The organism is Bacillus nitratireducens (genome assembly GCF_001884135.1).
Taxonomy (GTDB): domain Bacteria; phylum Bacillota; class Bacilli; order Bacillales; family Bacillaceae_G; genus Bacillus_A; species Bacillus_A nitratireducens.
On record NZ_MAOC01000091.1, the window covers coordinates 218,482 to 235,127 of the forward strand.

General features: G+C 34.8%; 22 protein-coding genes and 1 pseudogene. 7 read left to right on the forward strand and 16 right to left on the reverse strand.

Translation table 11 applies throughout. From position 1 onward, the window contains the following. Window positions 1–100: 100 nt before the first annotated feature. The 6 genes and pseudogenes from BAU23_RS30010 to hcp form a co-directional block, all read right to left on the reverse strand. A pseudogene (locus BAU23_RS30010) lies at window positions 101–223 on the reverse strand (short-chain dehydrogenase); the annotation flags it as partial. Window positions 224–668: 445 nt separating this feature from the next. Further along, on the reverse strand, window positions 669–1,418 hold the full coding sequence (locus tag BAU23_RS25980; RefSeq protein WP_000837807.1) for an ABC transporter permease: 750 nt from the start codon (window positions 1,416–1,418) through the stop codon (window positions 669–671). Beyond that, window positions 1,419–2,180: an ABC transporter ATP-binding protein gene (locus BAU23_RS25985; protein ID WP_000063328.1), complete on the reverse strand. Its 762-nt coding sequence runs from the start codon at window positions 2,178–2,180 to the stop codon at window positions 1,419–1,421. It lies immediately after the preceding gene. Between the two features lie 168 nt (window positions 2,181–2,348). Beyond that, window positions 2,349–2,690, reverse strand: coding sequence for a DUF1048 domain-containing protein (locus BAU23_RS25990; protein WP_000891991.1), 342 nt, complete (start codon window positions 2,688–2,690; stop codon window positions 2,349–2,351). Between the two features lie 75 nt (window positions 2,691–2,765). Next, window positions 2,766–3,086: a PadR family transcriptional regulator gene (locus BAU23_RS25995; RefSeq protein WP_000429486.1), complete on the reverse strand. Its 321-nt coding sequence runs from the start codon at window positions 3,084–3,086 to the stop codon at window positions 2,766–2,768. Window positions 3,087–3,577: 491 nt separating this feature from the next. Beyond that, a complete protein-coding gene (gene hcp, locus BAU23_RS26000; RefSeq protein ID WP_033670458.1) occupies window positions 3,578–4,864 on the reverse strand; it encodes a hydroxylamine reductase in 1,287 nt (428 codons plus the stop codon). Between the two features lie 276 nt (window positions 4,865–5,140). Here hcp and BAU23_RS26005 point away from each other — a divergent pair, with 276 nt between their 5' ends. Then, window positions 5,141–6,172, forward strand: a complete 1,032-nt coding sequence (locus BAU23_RS26005) for a hypothetical protein (protein WP_000639899.1) — start codon at window positions 5,141–5,143, stop codon at window positions 6,170–6,172. A gap of 460 nt (window positions 6,173–6,632) precedes the next feature. On the opposite strand, the gene bla2 is transcribed toward BAU23_RS26005, so the two are convergent. After that, entirely contained in the window at window positions 6,633–7,412 is a 780-nt protein-coding gene (gene bla2 / locus BAU23_RS26010; protein ID WP_071735467.1) for a BcII family subclass B1 metallo-beta-lactamase, read from the reverse strand. A gap of 147 nt (window positions 7,413–7,559) precedes the next feature. Then, on the reverse strand, window positions 7,560–7,841 hold the full coding sequence (locus BAU23_RS26015) for a MazG nucleotide pyrophosphohydrolase domain-containing protein (RefSeq protein ID WP_001026769.1): 282 nt from the start codon (window positions 7,839–7,841) through the stop codon (window positions 7,560–7,562). Between the two features lie 122 nt (window positions 7,842–7,963). Here BAU23_RS26015 and BAU23_RS30360 point away from each other — a divergent pair, with 122 nt between their 5' ends. Then, complete coding sequence (locus BAU23_RS30360; protein WP_165615106.1) at window positions 7,964–8,104, forward strand: DUF3784 domain-containing protein; 141 nt, start codon at window positions 7,964–7,966, stop codon at window positions 8,102–8,104. 331 nt (window positions 8,105–8,435) lie between these two features. Here the strand turns inward: BAU23_RS30360 and BAU23_RS26025 are convergent, their stop codons facing one another. Then, window positions 8,436–8,717 (reverse strand): hypothetical protein, encoded by a 282-nt coding sequence (locus BAU23_RS26025; RefSeq protein WP_071735470.1) that lies wholly within the window; start codon window positions 8,715–8,717, stop codon window positions 8,436–8,438. Between the two features lie 184 nt (window positions 8,718–8,901). Between BAU23_RS26025 and BAU23_RS26030 the strand changes: the two genes are divergently transcribed. Continuing rightward, window positions 8,902–9,096, forward strand: a complete 195-nt coding sequence (locus BAU23_RS26030) for a hypothetical protein (RefSeq protein WP_000819647.1) — start codon at window positions 8,902–8,904, stop codon at window positions 9,094–9,096. Between the two features lie 118 nt (window positions 9,097–9,214). Beyond that, the gene (locus BAU23_RS26035) at window positions 9,215–10,252 is read left to right on the forward strand and encodes a serine hydrolase domain-containing protein (RefSeq protein ID WP_071735472.1); all 1,038 of its coding nucleotides are present in this window, start codon (window positions 9,215–9,217) and stop codon (window positions 10,250–10,252) included. Between the two features lie 36 nt (window positions 10,253–10,288). On the opposite strand, the gene BAU23_RS26040 is transcribed toward BAU23_RS26035, so the two are convergent. The 5 genes from BAU23_RS26040 to yeiL all read right to left on the reverse strand — a co-directional run bounded on the left by BAU23_RS26040 (window position 10,289) and on the right by yeiL (window position 13,836). Continuing rightward, window positions 10,289–10,537 carry a hypothetical protein gene (locus tag BAU23_RS26040; protein WP_000666936.1) on the reverse strand — a complete coding sequence of 83 codons (249 nt, stop codon included), beginning with the start codon at window positions 10,535–10,537 and terminating at the stop codon, window positions 10,289–10,291. A 279-nt stretch (window positions 10,538–10,816) separates the two neighbouring features. Beyond that, entirely contained in the window at window positions 10,817–11,860 is a 1,044-nt protein-coding gene (locus tag BAU23_RS26045; RefSeq protein WP_000653881.1) for a flavin-containing monooxygenase, read from the reverse strand. A gap of 136 nt (window positions 11,861–11,996) precedes the next feature. After that, window positions 11,997–12,734: a metallophosphoesterase family protein gene (locus BAU23_RS26050; RefSeq protein WP_071735474.1), complete on the reverse strand. Its 738-nt coding sequence runs from the start codon at window positions 12,732–12,734 to the stop codon at window positions 11,997–11,999. A gap of 42 nt (window positions 12,735–12,776) precedes the next feature. Further along, window positions 12,777–13,130 (reverse strand): glyoxalase superfamily protein, encoded by a 354-nt coding sequence (locus BAU23_RS26055; protein WP_000632396.1) that lies wholly within the window; start codon window positions 13,128–13,130, stop codon window positions 12,777–12,779. Between the two features lie 13 nt (window positions 13,131–13,143). After that, window positions 13,144–13,836 carry a transcriptional regulator YeiL gene (yeiL, locus tag BAU23_RS26060; protein ID WP_016130009.1) on the reverse strand — a complete coding sequence of 231 codons (693 nt, stop codon included), beginning with the start codon at window positions 13,834–13,836 and terminating at the stop codon, window positions 13,144–13,146. Window positions 13,837–13,944: 108 nt separating this feature from the next. Here yeiL and BAU23_RS26065 point away from each other — a divergent pair, with 108 nt between their 5' ends. The 3 genes from BAU23_RS26065 (at window position 13,945) to BAU23_RS26075 (ending at window position 15,453) form a co-directional block, all read left to right on the forward strand. After that, entirely contained in the window at window positions 13,945–14,391 is a 447-nt protein-coding gene (locus BAU23_RS26065; RefSeq protein ID WP_002078536.1) for a DMT family transporter, read from the forward strand. A gap of 13 nt (window positions 14,392–14,404) precedes the next feature. Further along, window positions 14,405–14,869, forward strand: coding sequence for a DMT family transporter (locus tag BAU23_RS26070; protein ID WP_071735476.1), 465 nt, complete (start codon window positions 14,405–14,407; stop codon window positions 14,867–14,869). Between the two features lie 104 nt (window positions 14,870–14,973). After that, window positions 14,974–15,453 (forward strand): YhfM domain-containing protein, encoded by a 480-nt coding sequence (locus BAU23_RS26075; protein ID WP_002079440.1) that lies wholly within the window; start codon window positions 14,974–14,976, stop codon window positions 15,451–15,453. A gap of 40 nt (window positions 15,454–15,493) precedes the next feature. Here BAU23_RS26075 and aiiA read toward each other — a convergent pair whose 3' ends face one another. Next, window positions 15,494–16,246 (reverse strand): quorum-quenching N-acyl homoserine lactonase AiiA, encoded by a 753-nt coding sequence (gene aiiA, locus BAU23_RS26080; protein ID WP_000216611.1) that lies wholly within the window; start codon window positions 16,244–16,246, stop codon window positions 15,494–15,496. 100 nt (window positions 16,247–16,346) lie between these two features. Then, window positions 16,347–16,553 carry a hypothetical protein gene (locus tag BAU23_RS26085; protein ID WP_071735478.1) on the reverse strand — a complete coding sequence of 69 codons (207 nt, stop codon included), beginning with the start codon at window positions 16,551–16,553 and terminating at the stop codon, window positions 16,347–16,349. Window positions 16,554–16,646: the final 93 nt, after the last annotated feature.

Consider the following 16,646-nt stretch of genomic DNA (forward strand, 5'->3'; position numbering starts at 1 on the left):
ACACAGCTCACACCTGACATCGCATCACTCTGAGAAACTATGTATATACATATATTTAATTAACGCACTATAACGTGTGAATGACCTTAGCATAGTAGCGCTATTTTTTCTTCGCGAATTCCCTCAAAACAATATACTCCCACCATCTCCAAAGAAGTAATTTTTTCATCACAATAGCAAACTTTACCCCTTTTCCAATCGGATAACGAAGCGTAGTTTTTTTGCGATTGTAATAGGAACAATTGAAATGCATGTAATGAGTGTACATCTAATTGTTCAATTTGTATATGTTCCGCAAGATGTAGTGCGGTAGCTGATTCTGGTACAAACACTCCTCAACGTTTGTAAGTAACCATATAAACTTAGATATACTGATACTAGTACTATAAAAAAGGATCCTGATTAGTCAGGACCCTTTCTTCTCTTTTATAGAGGCATTTTGTACATTGATTTTATGACGATTAGAATTGCAGTCAAAACATTATCTCTTCCCATTTAACTCTCTCAGGCTGATTTTTCTCAACGTCTGAACCTACTTACGTACCAACTGCGTAACCAGTAAGAATACCAATAATTATAGCAATAACTAAGAATCATATGATTTAAATCCATTTTCCCACATATATTTTTCCGGAAAGTTTAGTTTCCATAGAGAACCGATGGTGCACTTACCCTAACTGACGTTTAAATGCTTTACCTGCGAAGAAGTAAGCGATAACCATAATGCCCACACACCAAGCAAGTGCAATCCAAATATCGTTGCCAACAGACCCTTCATATAAGAGGGCACGAATCGCATTCACGATTGAAGTCACAGGCTGGTTCTCAGCGAATGCACGAACAATTTTTGGCATAGTTTCAGTAGGAACAAAGGCCGAACTAATAAAGGGCAGAAAAATTAGTGGGTACGAATAGGCTGTCGCCCCTTCCATAGACTTCGCCGTCAACCCGGGAATGACAGCCAACCACGTCAGCGCCAGCGTAAACATCCCGAGTATTCCAGCTACTGCGAGCCAATCGAGAATATTAGCACTGGAACGGAATCCCATTAAGAGCGCAACAAGGATAACCACCACGATAGTAAGCGCATTAGCAACAAGTGATGTTAATACGTGAGCCCATAATACCGACGAGCGCTTGATGGGCATCGTAATGAAACGTGCCATCAGTCCACTCTTTACATCCGTAAACAACCGCACAGAAGTGTAAGCCACACCGGATGCGATAGCCATTAGCAAGATTCCCGGCAATAAATAATTGACGTAGTTATCAGTTCCTGTCTTTATAGCCCCACCAAATACGTAAACAAACAACAGCATCATCATAATCGGTGTAATCGCTACCGTAATAATCGTATCCGGACTGCGCATGATGTTGCGCATTAAGCGCCCTAGTAATACCCCTGTTTTGCTTTTCATTTACATCTCCTCCTTTTTGCCGATGATCGCAAGGAAAATTTCTTCCAATGTCGGCTGCTTCTCGATATACTCCACTTTTGCTGGTGGGAACATCTCTTTCAGTTCAGTAAGAGTACCAGTCGTAATGATTTTTCCGCCATGCAAGATCGCAATACGGTCCGCTAGTTGTTCTGCTTCCTCCAAGTACTGAGTCGTGAGCAAGATCGTTGTGCCGCCGCCGGCAAGTTCCTTGACTGTATCCCACACTTCAATCCGCGCTTCAGGGTCAAGCCCTGTCGTTGGTTCGTCGAGAAAAATGACTGCTGGCGTCCCGATCAAGCTCATAGCGATATCAAGACGGCGCTTCATCCCACCTGAATACTGATCTGCCCTCTGGTTGGCTGCATCGGTCAGGCTAAATCTTGCAAGTAAATTATCAGCGACTTGAGCAGGACTAGAAACTCCACGCAACTTGGCGATCATTATTAAGTTTTCTCTCCCAGTGAGCATGCCGTCTAAAGCTGCGAACTGTCCTGTCAGGCTGATGCTTTGACGAACATGATCCGGTTGACGCTGGACGTCAAAACCGCAAATACCTACTTCACCGCCATCTTGCTTCATCAGTGTCGAGAGTATGTTCACCGTCGTCGTCTTGCCCGCTCCATTTGAGCCCAGCAGTGCGAAAATTTCGCCACGCTGCACCTCAAAATCCACCCCTTTTAATACTTCCTTGTCTTTAAAGGATTTTTTTAACCCTTTTACCGAAATCGCTGCATTGCTCATACTTTTTCCCCCTTATTAAAATAATTGGCAAAGATAAAATACTTACGACATCTATTTAGTATCACTGATAATCTGTATTACTTAGTACTGATTTAAAAATATAACTGAATAGCGATGGCGGCAATTCACATTTGTAACCAGCTAATCAGTCGGTATTACTTATTACATTTATTTTTTTCTCAATTGCTTCATGATACTTTCATTCAAATCTTCACGATACTTAGAGACATACGTTTTAGCGTTTGCCACTAGTTCGTCAGCAAAGGATGCTACGTCCTCCCCAGTAATGTCAAGCACTTGTCTGCCTTCCGCTGCACCGGCTTCAAACAAATCGATTAATTCATACTGTATGTGCAGCATATCCATCCCATTACCCGCTGAGAAATTCCACATGTAGTTTTGAATTTTCTTAAACACAAACTGATAGTCCTCTGGCAATGCTCCAACACGTGCCATCATCATTTTGTACTCTTTTTTATCACCGATTAATTTTTTGAACATTTCCAACATCTTATTTTCCTCCTTTTTTATAAAGCAGAACAAGAAACTCTCCAAATATGATCCGGAACATTTTATATTATGAGGCTAGTTTGACTTCAAGACGTTAATTTTTGAAGAAACAAAATCCCATTTTTTCCAAAACAATTCAAGTTCCTGACGGCCATCCTCATTTAATGAATAAAACTTACGAGGCGGTCCCATATCTGATGGCTTCTTTTCAATATTCACAAGCTTTTTCTTTTCTAATCGTACGAGGATAGTATAAACCGTCCCTTCCACAACTTCGGTAAACCCAAGATCATTCAGGTGGCGGGTAATCTCATAGCCATACGTTTCACGGCGACTAATGATTTCCAGCACACACCCTTCCAGTGAACCTTTTAGCATTTCAGTTAAATTTTCCATGTCCTGATCCTCCTTTACCCCCTATTCTGTCTGACTTATATTCAGTATCACAGAGTACTAAGGCGAATTTTTACTGAATAGCTTTTGAGTAAAACCACACTATTCAGTATTACTTATTACAACTACATTGTATGACTAAGTAGCGATGGATGTCAACTGATTTTCAATTTTTTTCTAAAATCCGCTATTACCTATTGTTTACTGAAAACATTTTGAGAAACAACACTACTCAGTATCACCTATTACAACTACATTGTATGACTGAGTAGCTGTAAATGTCAACTCGATTTTAATATTTTTCTAAAATCAACTATTCCCTATTAGATACTGCCGATTTTCTTTTTAAAGAAATTACGTCACATACCTATCCCGCTAAGAAAAGAAAATACCCCAAAACAAAAATTCTACATTTTTGTTTTGGGGCGCTATACTATACCGAAGTTAATGAATACGGCTAGATCTTCTTATTAATAAGACAGATCATCCTTTTGTTACGATAACATCATTTCCATATCTTCCGCTGCATTTGTAATCAGTTTCAAACCGAATGTTTCTTGTAATACATCAAGCACGCCAGGTGAAATAAATTCAGGCGCCTTTGGACCGATGCGAATATCTTGAATCCCAAGACTAAATAGTCCAAGTAAAATCGCAACCGCTTTTTGTTCAAACCAGGATAGGACAATACTAACTGGCAATTCGTTCACTTCGCATTCAAATGCATCTGCTAAAGCGGCCGCTATTTTCACTGTTGAAATTGAATTATTGCATTGCCCTAAGTCAATGTAACGCGGAATCTCTGTACCAGGTACAACACCATAACTCACATCATTAAAACGGAATTTCCCGCAAGAAGTCGTTAAAATAACTGTTTCTGGCGGAAGTGACGTTGCCAATTCACGATAATATTCCCCGCCTTTTCCTGGTGCATCACAACCTGCGATGACAAAGAAACGTTTTATTTTGCCTTCCTTTACTGCATCAATAATTTCCGGAGCTAATGATAATACTGTATCGTGATGGAAACCTGTTACTAACTGCTCATCCGATTCCATATGTACTTCTGGAAGTTCTAGCGCTTTTTCAATCAATGGTGCAAAATCATCATTTTCAATTTTTTGTACACCCTCTAGACCTGCAATATCATATGAAAAGAATCGATCAGAGTATGATCCTTTAATTGGCATAACACAGTTCGTTGTCGCTAATATGGCACCTGTAAATTTTTCGAAAAGACGTCGTTGATCATACCATGCCTTACCAATATTTCCTTTTAAATGTTTATATTTTTTCAGCTGCGGATAACCGTGTGCTGGTAACATTTCAGAATGCGTATAAATATTAATTTCTTTTCCTTCTGTTTGCTTTAATAACTCTTCTAACGCAAATAAATTATGACCAGTAACTACAATTGCTTTACCTTCTACATGGTTTTGCGTAATTTGAACAGGCTCTGGAACACCAAAGTGATTCGTATGCGCCTCATCTAATAACTCCATTACTCGTAAAGCTGATTTCCCTACTTTCATAGCCATATCAATATGTTCTTGTTCATTAAAATTAGAATTTGTTAATGTCATGTACAGTGCTTCTTGCGTTGTAGCATCTACAAATGCATCGGTATACCCTAGCTGAGCAGCATGCGTACGATAAGCTGCAATTCCTTTTAGCCCAAACACAATCGTATCTTGTAAACTTGCAATTGTTTCATTTTTACCACAAACACCCATCACTTTACATCCACCCGTTGGCGTTTGTTCACATTGATAACAAAACATGATCATCCCACCCTCTCCCAATCATTCCTTACAAATCAAGCATAATACCCATTAGGAAAAAAGGATGTGATATCAATCACAATAACATATAAAAATTTGTGATAGTTCACATTGTCGACATAATATTTTTACTGTCTTCTGATATTCATACTTGCACATCATTATTTATTTGCATATTATATCGGCGCACTTTTAAGGAATACAAATATCATATCCATCTAACATTTCACAAAATTTTCCTTACTGATGGTACAATTAAAGTTATGGAGGGATAATATGATATATATGATGTTTTATTACGGAATGCTGTTTCTTATACTCGGTATTGCAGTATTTCTTTTTATTATGGCTGGGTCACGAAAAATTAGGAATAAAAATCTTTCATTCGTATTGATCGGTTTAGGGATAAATACACTTGCAAGTCCAGTGGCACTTTTTATAGGGGTGATGGCAACAGATTCTCCATATAGTACTAGACTAGATTTTTGGAAAGGATTTCTCTTTATTCAAGGAATACCTCTTTTCTTACTACTTATAGCTTTCATTTGGTGGCTTATTCGCCCGCCAAAAGTAACGGTTCAAACGAGTATTGAAAAAGAACTTGAACAAAATAGTAAAAGCACTAAGAAAAAAGCGACACGGGGACGTCCCATTACTGCCTTACGGGTTGTAATTCCAATTATTTTAGTAGTAGGCTGTTTGTCTTACATTTTGTATTTACAGGACATTACACTTAAAAAAAGCCATTCTCCAAATAATAAAAATACGATTAAAGTAGTGAAAATAGATTCAGACTCTTCTCATGGTTCCTCTCCCGTCAGAATTAAATACGGCTTATGGGAACATTTTGACACTAGTATTGCAAATGACGGGGAACGTCTCGATTCCTCAAACGTTTCCGTAGATTGGAAAAACGATTACGAAGCAACAATAACTCTACGAGAAAAAGAATCCGTACCTGAAGTTGTGGAATTTAACATATCAAATAAATCCAATGGTCCTGTTTTTAAGAAGGTACAAAAAGTGGTCAGTTCCTTTACCTTTCAAAAAAGTGAATCTCCAAATCTAATAAATATTATTGAGTTTAGAGAAACAATAAAATCAAAAGGACCAAGTCCCAGCTCAACTGTAAGAATCTATTATGGGAAAAGAGGTAGCATTTTAGAAAAATATAAAGAGGTCACTCTTAAAGAAATGTATACGACAGAGAACTTCAATATCAGTTGGAGAAACGATGAACAAGTACAGGTAGAAGTATTAGAGGAAAATGTAGTAACAGCTAGCATCGTGATTGATGTGTCAAAGTAAGTTTTTTTCACATGTTATAATTGTTTTCTACCCCGCACACGAGAGATACATAGTATTTACAAATTAAAAGCTTTATAGACATTATGAACACCCTCTTTCTTTACAATACATTTACACTTTCTTAACAATGTTTACATTATTTATATGATATATTTATATAGAATCTACTTAAGAAATTTCATGTACATTGTTATCTTTATAATCTCTGATCTGATTGATAAGAGATTATGTTATATTTTCATACCAGGGGTGAATGAGGATGACTGAAACTTTAAAAACACTTATAATGCTTGATGTTACTTACATTGTTATAGCAATTATGACGGTACTGGTATTTGTATACTTGGAATTAAAATCTCAGTAAGGTATGCAGGCATAATTGATAGCTTCGCATTTAAATATAGTTAGAAGAAAGAGAGGAGAAAATTGTTTCTCCTCTCTTTTATATTCCCACAGTTTCTTATTTCAACAAATCCAATGTATGTAAAAGTAATCCTCTGTTCCCTACTTCCCCATGACCAGGCACTACTAAATTTATATTTATATTTCCATATCGTTTCAGCACATTCTCAATCGATGTGGACCATTCATTTACATAAGCATCAGCAACGTTTCCTAAATCTTTAGCTTCCGCAGATTTCACTAAACAGCCTCCCGCTAAAATGTTGTATTGCGGTAACCATACGACGATATTATCTTCTGTATGTCCTTTCCCTGGATAGAACGTTTCTACTTTCATATTTCCAAACTTTAATTTCGTAATGGTTTGTAAGTCTCCAAGTGGTTCCTCATATCCATTTTTCTTTGCTAGTTCCGCAGTTAATGCTGTACTATGCGCTTTAATGCCTCTTTCTTTCAACGTTTTTATTCCGCCAATTCGATCAGCATGCGCATGTGTAATAATAACATCCGTTACGCGCTTCTTAAATTTCTTTTCTACCATCTCTATTAATTCCTTCGTTAACTTATCATCCCAAGAAGAATCGACAAGTACTAACCCTTTAGAAGTAGTAAGAACTAGACCGTTCGAAGGAACTGCTACTCCATTAAAATAACCTAGCTCAGTATGAACCCATACATTTTTGTTTAACTGAGAAAGTGAAATAGTTCCTATCTCATTCTTTATTACTTTTTGCTCTACCGTTCGTTCTGCTTGTACAGAAGAAATTGTACTAACAAATTGAGTTGCTCCTAGTAAGCTTACACATACCCCTACTTTTAATAACGAATGCATTTTCATTTTCTCCACCCCTTCTTTCAAACTAAATATTCATTACCTATATTAGACAATTCATTTCAAATGTTTGTTCCATCTTCACTTGCATATTTTTCATGAAATTAATAAAAGCGCACAAAATTTTGTACGCTTTTTAATTTAACTTTCTTTTTACCATTCACGTTTTTTATTAATCATCATTTTTTCTTCAAACGCCTTCTCTAAATCAATTTCTAACTTGTTTGCTAAATCACATACATTCCAAATTACATCAAACATTTCTAAACCAATCTCTCTTTTTGAATCTTGTATTTTATCACGCTTTAATATAACTTCCGCTAATTCACCTAATTCCGCCATCGCATACATCGTACGCTCTTCGATTGTTGTATCTTGAAACCCTTTTTCGTTACTGAAACTTGATACATATTGCTGGAATTCCGAAATATTCATGTGTAATCTCCCTTCATCGTAAATATCTCATTTTTAATAAACTTAAAATCAAAATTGTATTTTGTTAAATTATAACATTCATACTATAATTTATTTATAGCCCCTTAACGGAGGTGTTTTCAATGACTCTCTTCTCTTCCCCATCATTATTCATACTAGCAATCATTTCATTTGCACTAGCTTATTTCATCGGAGTAAAACAATACACTTGGCTCTTATCCGGTTTCAATGAACGCCGTGTGTCAGATAAAGTGAAACTTTAATCAGTGGGGGTTTTCTTCATCCCCCACTGATTATTAGTTGAACCAATCGGACTTTTATGGGTAGTTGATCCCCCACCTAACTTCTTTGCTTTCGCTGAATTTTGAGTTGGGGGTCTTACTGCCCATTAAAGCGGGATAAAGTTAAGTTATCGAAGATAGTTGGTCTTTATAATTTAACCGCCGGTGTTATCGCCACAATTGGTAGTGTCTTCACTACCCCTAATGCCAAAATCGTATTTCCTATCATTATAATTGGCCACGTTATAATAGCAGCTTATGTAAATACACATATGGTGCAGTGAAAAAAGATCACCCAAATGGATGATCTTTTTTATAATTTATCAACATATTGCTTCGCTTCTAGTAAGGAAAACCCAAAAGCCTCTCTTACTCTCTTAATTGCCGTAACTGTTTTCCCTTCTTCCATAAGCTGCCGCAACTCTTTATTAATTTCAGGTTCTCTATCTACAATTCCCATTTCTTTCGAAATTAATTGTAATCTATCTTCCATCCGCTTTAAACGCGCATCCGTTTTCTTTTCGCTTTTATTTAATTTTTCAACGATATACATAAACCCACAGACCGCTATCGGTATGATCATCCAAAATTCCAAGACTATTCCTCCTCATTAGCTTTCATTTGTTTTAATTCACTAACTTATGTAAATTTTACCACGAAACACATTTAATGTATAATAATGATATACAACACTGTTGATAAAGTGAAACTTTAATCAGTTGGCGTTTTACTGCCCGTTAATGCGGGATAAAACCTTTTACTTTAAGGGGGGATACTTTATGAAAAGATTTTTAAATACGTTACTACAATTTGTAGTTCTTTCAATTGCACTACATTTATTATTTGATATCGTTGGCTGGCTTGTTTTCAATGCACCAATTAAAAACAAACAAATCATTATTTCCTTACTAACAACCTCATGGCTTATGTACATGTACCGAGATAAATTTTTCAAAGCCTTTACTTCGAATTAACTTAAACTAAGAAAACACTTCATCGATAATAGATGAAGTGTTTCTTTTTCTCTCCTTCTCTCTATTTATTACTGTATAATAAAACTAATATTCTGTCTTTTGAAAGAAAGGAGTCACTATGAACTTAAAAAACAACAATATATATGAGAAAATGAACCAATATTCCGTTGCAGGATTAAGCCTTGCCGTTATACATGACGGTAGACTTGATGAAACTACTTCCTTCGGAACACTTGAATCTGGAACAACTAGAACTGTCAATACGAATTCCATATTCAATTCTTGTTCTATTAGCAAATTCATCACTTCAATGCTCGTACTAACGCTATCAGATCAAGGAATCGTACATTTAGATGAAGACGTAAATGATAGACTCACATCTTGGAACATCCCTACCAATCTATTTACTTCGCAGAAAAAAGTCACGTTACGAAACTTATTAAGTCACCAATCTGGAATGATTGATCCTCCTAATAGTTTTGAGCATTATACCCTTGCACAAGGGCGACCAAACATGTCTGAACTCCTCGCTGGTAAAACATCATATTGCTCCGTACCTATTGAAGTAACTTATAAACCAGAAAGCGAATTTCACTACTCTGACGCAAACTTTTGTATTATCGAACTACTACTTGAAGATATAACTGGAAAACCATTCAACCTTTCACTTGAAGAATATATCTTTCAGCCACTCCAGCTGAAGAATAGTAAGGTATTCTCTACTAAAGATATAAATAAATTAGATATATTTGCTTGTGGACATAATAAAGATGGCACCGTTACAAATGAGAAGTATCCATTTTATCCATTCGCAGCAGCTTCAGGCGTTTGGACAACACCAACTGACTTATCAACTTTAGTACTCGAACTCATTCATTCCTTACAAGGAAATAGCAAACTAAAACTTTCTCAAAAAACAGTACAAGACATGATTTCTCCTCAAGGTTGCTCAAAATGGACTGGACTAGGTGTTTTTCTAGATGATTCTAATAAAAACTTACAAATTTATTCACTTGGATGGGGCGTTGGATTTCAATGTATGATGGTATGCTATCCCTACCGAGGTAATGGTGCTGTTATTATGACGAACGCTGACTTAGGTGTTCATCAAATGGAAGGGATTATTGGTGACGTTTTAAAAACGTTATCCTTATAATGAAAAGAAAGAAGCTGTTCCTTCCAGCTTCTTTCTTTATATAACATTTTTCGCAACAATTTTTATATGTTCTGGTGCGATAATCTCCGTTATACTTTCTTGGAAATCTTCATGCAACAGTTCTTCAATATGTTCTAACTGCACTTCGACATGTGTGCATTCTAAATTATGTATGTTTAATAGTGCATAATGATCTTTTTTCTTAATTACTAAATATTGATTTTCTTCTGTTACGAGTATCGATCCTAATCGTACTCCTAATAAGCGTTGATCATCAAACTTCATAATTACTTCTCCTTCCCTCACATAAATGAAATCAAAATGAAAATAATTACATTTATGGATAATACTCTTTTTTAGACTATATCATAATTTACTAAAATATAAATATCATTTTTCCTTTTAATAAAAATTCCTATTCTTTCATATATTTCGATACAAAAAACTTTCTCAACATAAAATTAGAATTTTCAGTTTTTATTCTTATAAAAATCTATTATAATAAAGTTAATAAATGTTTGACCTCTCCTAATTCATGTACATATGGATGATCAGTAGTTGTTGCTACTGATCTATTTTTTTGATTTCAGAAAGCAAATACGCTGCATCCATTCCTACACCACAAATAAGTGCAGACCCCCTTTGAGATTGCCATGGCAATCCGATATAATATAATCCTCTTACTGGACTTATTCCCTTTAGATAATTAGGAAATCCATTCTCATTCACTGCCTTTTCTATTTCAATCCATTTATATTTCTGATTAAAACCAGTTGACCATACAATACTTTCCCCACTATACGTGCCACCATTTTGAAACATAATGCTATTTTCTGATGCACTAACCACTTTTCCCTCTAGTTTTATTGCTCCACTACGAATAAGTTCCTTACCTTCAAAACCGAAAATGGGATCCTTTCTCTTCTGAAACCATTTCCCCCTCTTAGTATGTACTTCAGCATACAATAAACCCAATTTTTCTAACCAATTAAAAATGCTTTTTCTAAAAAGATGTAACGGTAAAAATGTTAATGGATGACTGATAGACATTGTTACTTCATGAGTTTTTGCAAGTTCTACTGCTATTTGCATTCCTGAATTCCCGCCACCTACTACTAGTACTCTTCCCTTTGGAATTTGTGATGGTGATTTATATTGTGATGAATGTATTTGAAAAATATGTGATGAAAGATGTTGTGAAACTGAGGGGATGAATGGGTGCTGAAAACCGCCTGATGCGATAATAACTTTTTTTGATTGTAATATTCCTTCAGAAGTATGTAATTCGAATATATCTTTTTCTTTCTTTATTTTTAAAACTTCAGTTTGCAATTGGACCGGCAATTTAAAGTGCCTTGCATATTTTTCTAAATACGTTGCGATTTCATCTTTATGTGGAAATCCATTCCCTTCTCCTTTTAATATCATACCTGGCAAACTACTATATTCCCTCGGTGTGAAGAGCTGTAAAGAATCATATCGATTTCTCCATGAATCACCAACTCGGTTTCCTGCCTCAAGTAATAAAAAATTATACCCTTCTTGCTTCAAGTAATATCCCATTGTTAATCCCGCTTGACCAGCTCCAATAATAATTAGGTCTTTCACTCTAATCCCTCCTCCTCTTATATATGAATACATGTTCATATATTCATATGTTTCCATAATCATAACATTTTATTTTTATATAATTCAACATCTACATAAAATAAAAAGAGGAGTTTACTATAAAGTAAACTCCTCTTCATTCTACCTTTCCAGTCTTTAGCGCTTGTGCCCAGTCATGCCTTTCCTGTTGAACAGCTAACCGAGCTGCTTCTTCCCAATTATAAGGAACTGAAATTTGTTCAATTATCCATTCTCCCAAAATCTTTTCTATCACTACATATTTTGCGTGCGGAGTTCCTGACTCCATTTTATGCAAAACGGGTAATTCATCTTTGTATGCTGGAAGTCCTACACTCCCTGGATTTATAATGATTTTTCCGTTCGCTAAATAAACAACTCTAGGAATATGCGTATGACCACATACTATTATTTTTTGTTCTATATTTTGGAGTTGATCCATTATATTTTTTTCACTCTTTAATACCGCACCATTTTCATTCATCTCTTCTAATAAATACACCTCATCTGAAGTCGGTGTACCATGACAAAATAAAATATCGTCTACAATACATTGTGAAAGATGTTGTTTTAACCAATCTATATGATGATTTGTTAATTGATTTCGAACAAAAGCTAGTGTAGTAGATTGCTCTTGTATAGGTTCCCAAAGCATGCGATCACAGTTGCCCTTAATATGTATCATCTCGTTATTCATTAATATTTCAATTGTCCCTAAAGGATCTAACGGCCCATACACGCTATCACCTAAATTTATTATCATTTCGACCTTGCGACGTACAATATCTTTTAATACATATTTTAAAGCGTGACTATTTCCATGGACATCTGAAATTATCGCTATTTTCCTGTTCATTGTAACACCTACTTTGATAAGTTATTTATGACATCTCAATTTCTAAACCTTCTCCTCATAAAATATAATTCTATTTAAAAACGGATCAATTACAGTTAATTCCATTGTATCCCACGGTGTTCTTTCTATATCAGGCTTTGAATAAGCATAATCTTTACTTGAGAAAATAGCATAATAACTTTTTAAATCCTTTATTTTCACACGAATCGCACCGCCTGGCGAAGCATCCCCATGATGTTCTGATAAATGTATTACAGCATCATGTAACGAAATTTGCATATATAATGGCATATGTTCCTCATACCGATGTTCCCAATCCATTTTAAATCCTAAAAAATCTAAGTAAAATAGCTTTGCTTTTTCAATATCAAAAATTCTAAATATAGGTGTAATCATTTATACTCTCCTCCTATTTATAAACATCTGCCGCCAATTCCCTCAAAACATCCACGTTTACTACTTCAAAACATCCATTGTTTTTCTGTATTATCCCTTTATCACAAAAGATATTTAATGTTCTTAATAAATGCCGATAACTCGTTCCTAACAATTCAGCTATTTCCGTTAAATTCCCACTAAACACAATTCTATTTCCGTGCTGAGCAGCTCGTTCCCCTGCTGCTAACATATAACTCGCAAGTCTATTTTCAAGTGGATATAGTAAATTAATTGTACTATTTTTTGAAAGTCGATTTAACTTATGCGCTAACGATCCACAAATACATCGTAAAAATTTCGCATCATGAAATAGTTGATTTCTCACTTTTCCTAAAGGTAAACCAACACAATATGAATCTGCCATCACTTGTACGTTTGAAGCAGTCTTTTGAGAATGAACTAACTCCACATCTCCTAACAGCTGCAAGCTATCATAAAAGCATAATAATACAGACTTCCCGTTACTTAATGTATTAAACGCTTTCGCTTTTCCTTCAACAAAGAAATATAAATAATCTATCTCTTCATTTTCTCTACAAATAAACTCATTCTTTTTAAAAAATATAAGTTCCATATACGGTTTCATATCACTACTAAAAAATGAATCGATATTATTTTGTTTCATATACTCTGCTAATTTATTAGAATTACATACTTTCTTCATAGTTCCCCCGCCTTTACAACTATCCCCATTGTAATTAAAATTTTCTTCTTCCACTATGACATATGTCATAGTAATAGACAATTTCAGCATGATACAGTCATTACAAATATGAAATATAAAGGGGATATTACATTGTATAACTTTTTTTCTGTCTTTATTGGCGTGCTTATCGCCATTATGCTTCCTTTGAACGGGATTTTATCTGAGTTAATTGGCAAGTATACAGCAAGCGTTGTCATTCACCTTGTCGGTTTAATTGCAGTTATTTTCGTTTTAATCATAAACAAAAATAAAATCCATTTTGATAAAGGTATTCCACTTTTTTTATATAGCGCTGGAGCAATTGGGGTATTCACTGTTCTTTTTAATAATATAAGTTTCTCCGTCCTTGGTGCCTCTATTACGATCGCATTAAGTTTACTTGGTCAATCCATTGCTGCAATTGTTATTGATCACTTCGGCTTATTAGGAATGAAGGTTGCAAAGTTTGAAAAGAAAAAACTAATTGGATTATTTTTCATCTCTTCCGGGATTATAATCATGACAATTTATTAATGGAGGCAAGAAAATGTTATATATTACTATCGCTATTTTAGCTGGTGTTTCTATTGTTGTTGCTAGAATTATTAACGCGAATTTAGCAAAGGAAATTGGAAATTGGGAAGGCACGTTTTTTAATTATATTACGGGATTATTTTTCTCTATGTTATTTTTAATTTTCAGTTCAGATTCATTATATATTCCTAGTCATACGTTACAATCTATTCCTATCGCTGTGTACTTAGGCGGATTAGTAGGCGTTATCGTTATTTCATTATCAAACTATATTACTCCTAAAATATCGGCATTTTATTTAACGTTGCTCATCTTTATCGGACAATTATTTGCGGGGACTATCATTGATTTCTTCCTGTCAAACGAACTCTCTTTAGGAAAAGTTGTCGGTGGGATTTTCGTATTAATTGGGCTTACTTACAATTTACTCGTTGATCGCCCTATTAAAACTGTACAGAATAAACACGTTCACCTATAATACTTTGCGCTTACCTATCATATATTAATAGAAAAGCTCTTCACACGAAGTAATAGAGAGGAGAATACCCTATTAAGAAAATCATTATATTGATAGGTAGCGCATTGATTATTTTTGGAACCGTATGGTTTTTAAACTCTGGAAAATCTATTCAAGATCTCTATACAGCAAGTAAACCTAAGAAGAAAGCTACTATTATTTCAACTCAAAGAGACCCGGATGCACCTCCTGTTTTTTTAGGGAAACAGGAAATAAAAGATATACATGTAGAGTCAATTAAAACAAAAAAGGATATCTTTCTCACAAAAACAGATGAGTTAAAAACATTCATTAACAGTATGGACACAGCAAAAAAAGGCGATTTAACGCTAGATGAAGAAGGTTCTGATTTAGTAGATTGTAACATGTGGATTACTTTCCAAGATGGGACTTATAAACAATATTTACTTTGGATAGTAGATAACAACAGTAGTGAAATTATGATTGCCCATCAAAACAATCCTGATGACTTAGATCTTACTTATTATCAATTAAATGAAGGCAATTCAAAAAAAGTATATAACTTATTTAAAAAAATTATATAAAAAAGAAAGTCATGGGCACATTAGCTCATGACTTTCTCTTTTATATATATTCAGGGAACACTTTACAGCTCTTTTCCTGCTCTATATCATGTCCAAAGAAAACAATTGGGTTCTCTTTCCTAACAACTTCTTTTAAACGTTTAATTGAAGATAAAGCTAATTCTGGATCAAATCCTGCGAACGGCACTTCATCTTCAAAATTTTCTTTCGTATACGATGCATCGATCGTTAATAACACTGGGCCAGAGTTCTCTGTCTCAATGAATAGTGACTGATGCCCCGGAGTATGTCCTGGTGTATACAATAATTGAACACCTGGTACGACTTCATAATCCCCTTCAATGATCTTGTATTTCAAATTCGGCAATATACACTCTTTCATATATTCTTCACTATGTTGTGCCGCCTCATATTCAGCACACTGCACAATAATCGGTGTATTTGTAAAAGCACCATTTCCTCCTGCATGATCAAAATGCAAGTGAGAACTAATAATATATAGAAGGTCTTCTGGCTCATACCCTGCACGCTTTAAAATATTTACAATTCTATCTTCTTCATTCATTTTCGGTAAAATCTGCCCCTCAACAAATGTACCGTTAAAAAGGCCTTCATTATTAACCGCACTTTCTGGCATACCTGTATCTACTAAAATAAGTCCTTCTTCAGTCTCCAAAAGATAACACCAAACCGGTAAGTCTAATAATTTTCCTGGTGTTAATGTACTGTTAACAGACGAATGATCCAACATACAACGACCAGCTGGTACGAAATAAAGCTTCTTTACCGTCATTATGTATCCACCTTTACATTTTATTTTGGATAAGGCACACAGTAAAAATTCTTCTTTCTAAAAATAAAATCCTTCTAGACCGTCATTCCATCTTTACTTACTATTTTTTCAATTTCCGAGCAGTAAAAAATACTAGAACAATCGAGATATAACATATAGCAATCCCTAAGAAACTAACGCTAAATCCATCTTCGTGAATAGTCATAATTTTAAAAATATAAATATCCAATAAGTGACCGATGAAAAGGTACATGGTAATAATTGCCGTTACTACGAAATAGTCATTTCTTCTTAACTGCATTGTCATTAGCCCTTCACCTCGCAATGTTTTCTATCAAAAACATACCATATATACTTAATATTTAAAATAATTTCCGATTTCATAAAAATAATTAAAGTA

Bases quoted from the DNA above. Each gene is read 5' to 3' on its own strand.
- BAU23_RS30360 (WP_165615106.1), top strand. From the start codon at position 7,964: ATGACTCTCTTCTCTTCCCCATCATTATTCATACTAGCAATCATTTCA.
- BAU23_RS25995 (WP_000429486.1), bottom strand. From the start codon at position 3,086: ATGGAAAATTTAACTGAAATGCTAAAAGGTTCACTGGAAGGGTGTGTG.
- BAU23_RS26030 (WP_000819647.1), top strand. From the start codon at position 8,902: ATGAAAAGATTTTTAAATACGTTACTACAATTTGTAGTTCTTTCAATT.
- BAU23_RS26055 (WP_000632396.1), bottom strand. From the start codon at position 13,130: ATGATTACACCTATATTTAGAATTTTTGATATTGAAAAAGCAAAGCTA.
- BAU23_RS26070 (WP_071735476.1), top strand. From the start codon at position 14,405: ATGTTATATATTACTATCGCTATTTTAGCTGGTGTTTCTATTGTTGTT.
- BAU23_RS26015 (WP_001026769.1), bottom strand. From the start codon at position 7,841: ATGAATATTTCGGAATTCCAGCAATATGTATCAAGTTTCAGTAACGAA.
- BAU23_RS26050 (WP_071735474.1), bottom strand. From the start codon at position 12,734: ATGAACAGGAAAATAGCGATAATTTCAGATGTCCATGGAAATAGTCAC.
- bla2 (WP_071735467.1), bottom strand. From the start codon at position 7,412: ATGAAAATGCATTCGTTATTAAAAGTAGGGGTATGTGTAAGCTTACTA.
- BAU23_RS25985 (WP_000063328.1), bottom strand. From the start codon at position 2,180: ATGAGCAATGCAGCGATTTCGGTAAAAGGGTTAAAAAAATCCTTTAAA.
- BAU23_RS26065 (WP_002078536.1), top strand. From the start codon at position 13,945: ATGAAATATAAAGGGGATATTACATTGTATAACTTTTTTTCTGTCTTT.
- BAU23_RS25980 (WP_000837807.1), bottom strand. From the start codon at position 1,418: ATGAAAAGCAAAACAGGGGTATTACTAGGGCGCTTAATGCGCAACATC.
- BAU23_RS25990 (WP_000891991.1), bottom strand. From the start codon at position 2,690: ATGTTGGAAATGTTCAAAAAATTAATCGGTGATAAAAAAGAGTACAAA.
- BAU23_RS26005 (WP_000639899.1), top strand. From the start codon at position 5,141: ATGATATATATGATGTTTTATTACGGAATGCTGTTTCTTATACTCGGT.
- aiiA (WP_000216611.1), bottom strand. From the start codon at position 16,246: ATGACGGTAAAGAAGCTTTATTTCGTACCAGCTGGTCGTTGTATGTTG.
- hcp (WP_033670458.1), bottom strand. From the start codon at position 4,864: ATGTTTTGTTATCAATGTGAACAAACGCCAACGGGTGGATGTAAAGTG.
- BAU23_RS26035 (WP_071735472.1), top strand. From the start codon at position 9,215: ATGAACTTAAAAAACAACAATATATATGAGAAAATGAACCAATATTCC.
- BAU23_RS26085 (WP_071735478.1), bottom strand. From the start codon at position 16,553: ATGACAATGCAGTTAAGAAGAAATGACTATTTCGTAGTAACGGCAATT.
- yeiL (WP_016130009.1), bottom strand. From the start codon at position 13,836: ATGAAGAAAGTATGTAATTCTAATAAATTAGCAGAGTATATGAAACAA.
- BAU23_RS26040 (WP_000666936.1), bottom strand. From the start codon at position 10,537: ATGAAGTTTGATGATCAACGCTTATTAGGAGTACGATTAGGATCGATA.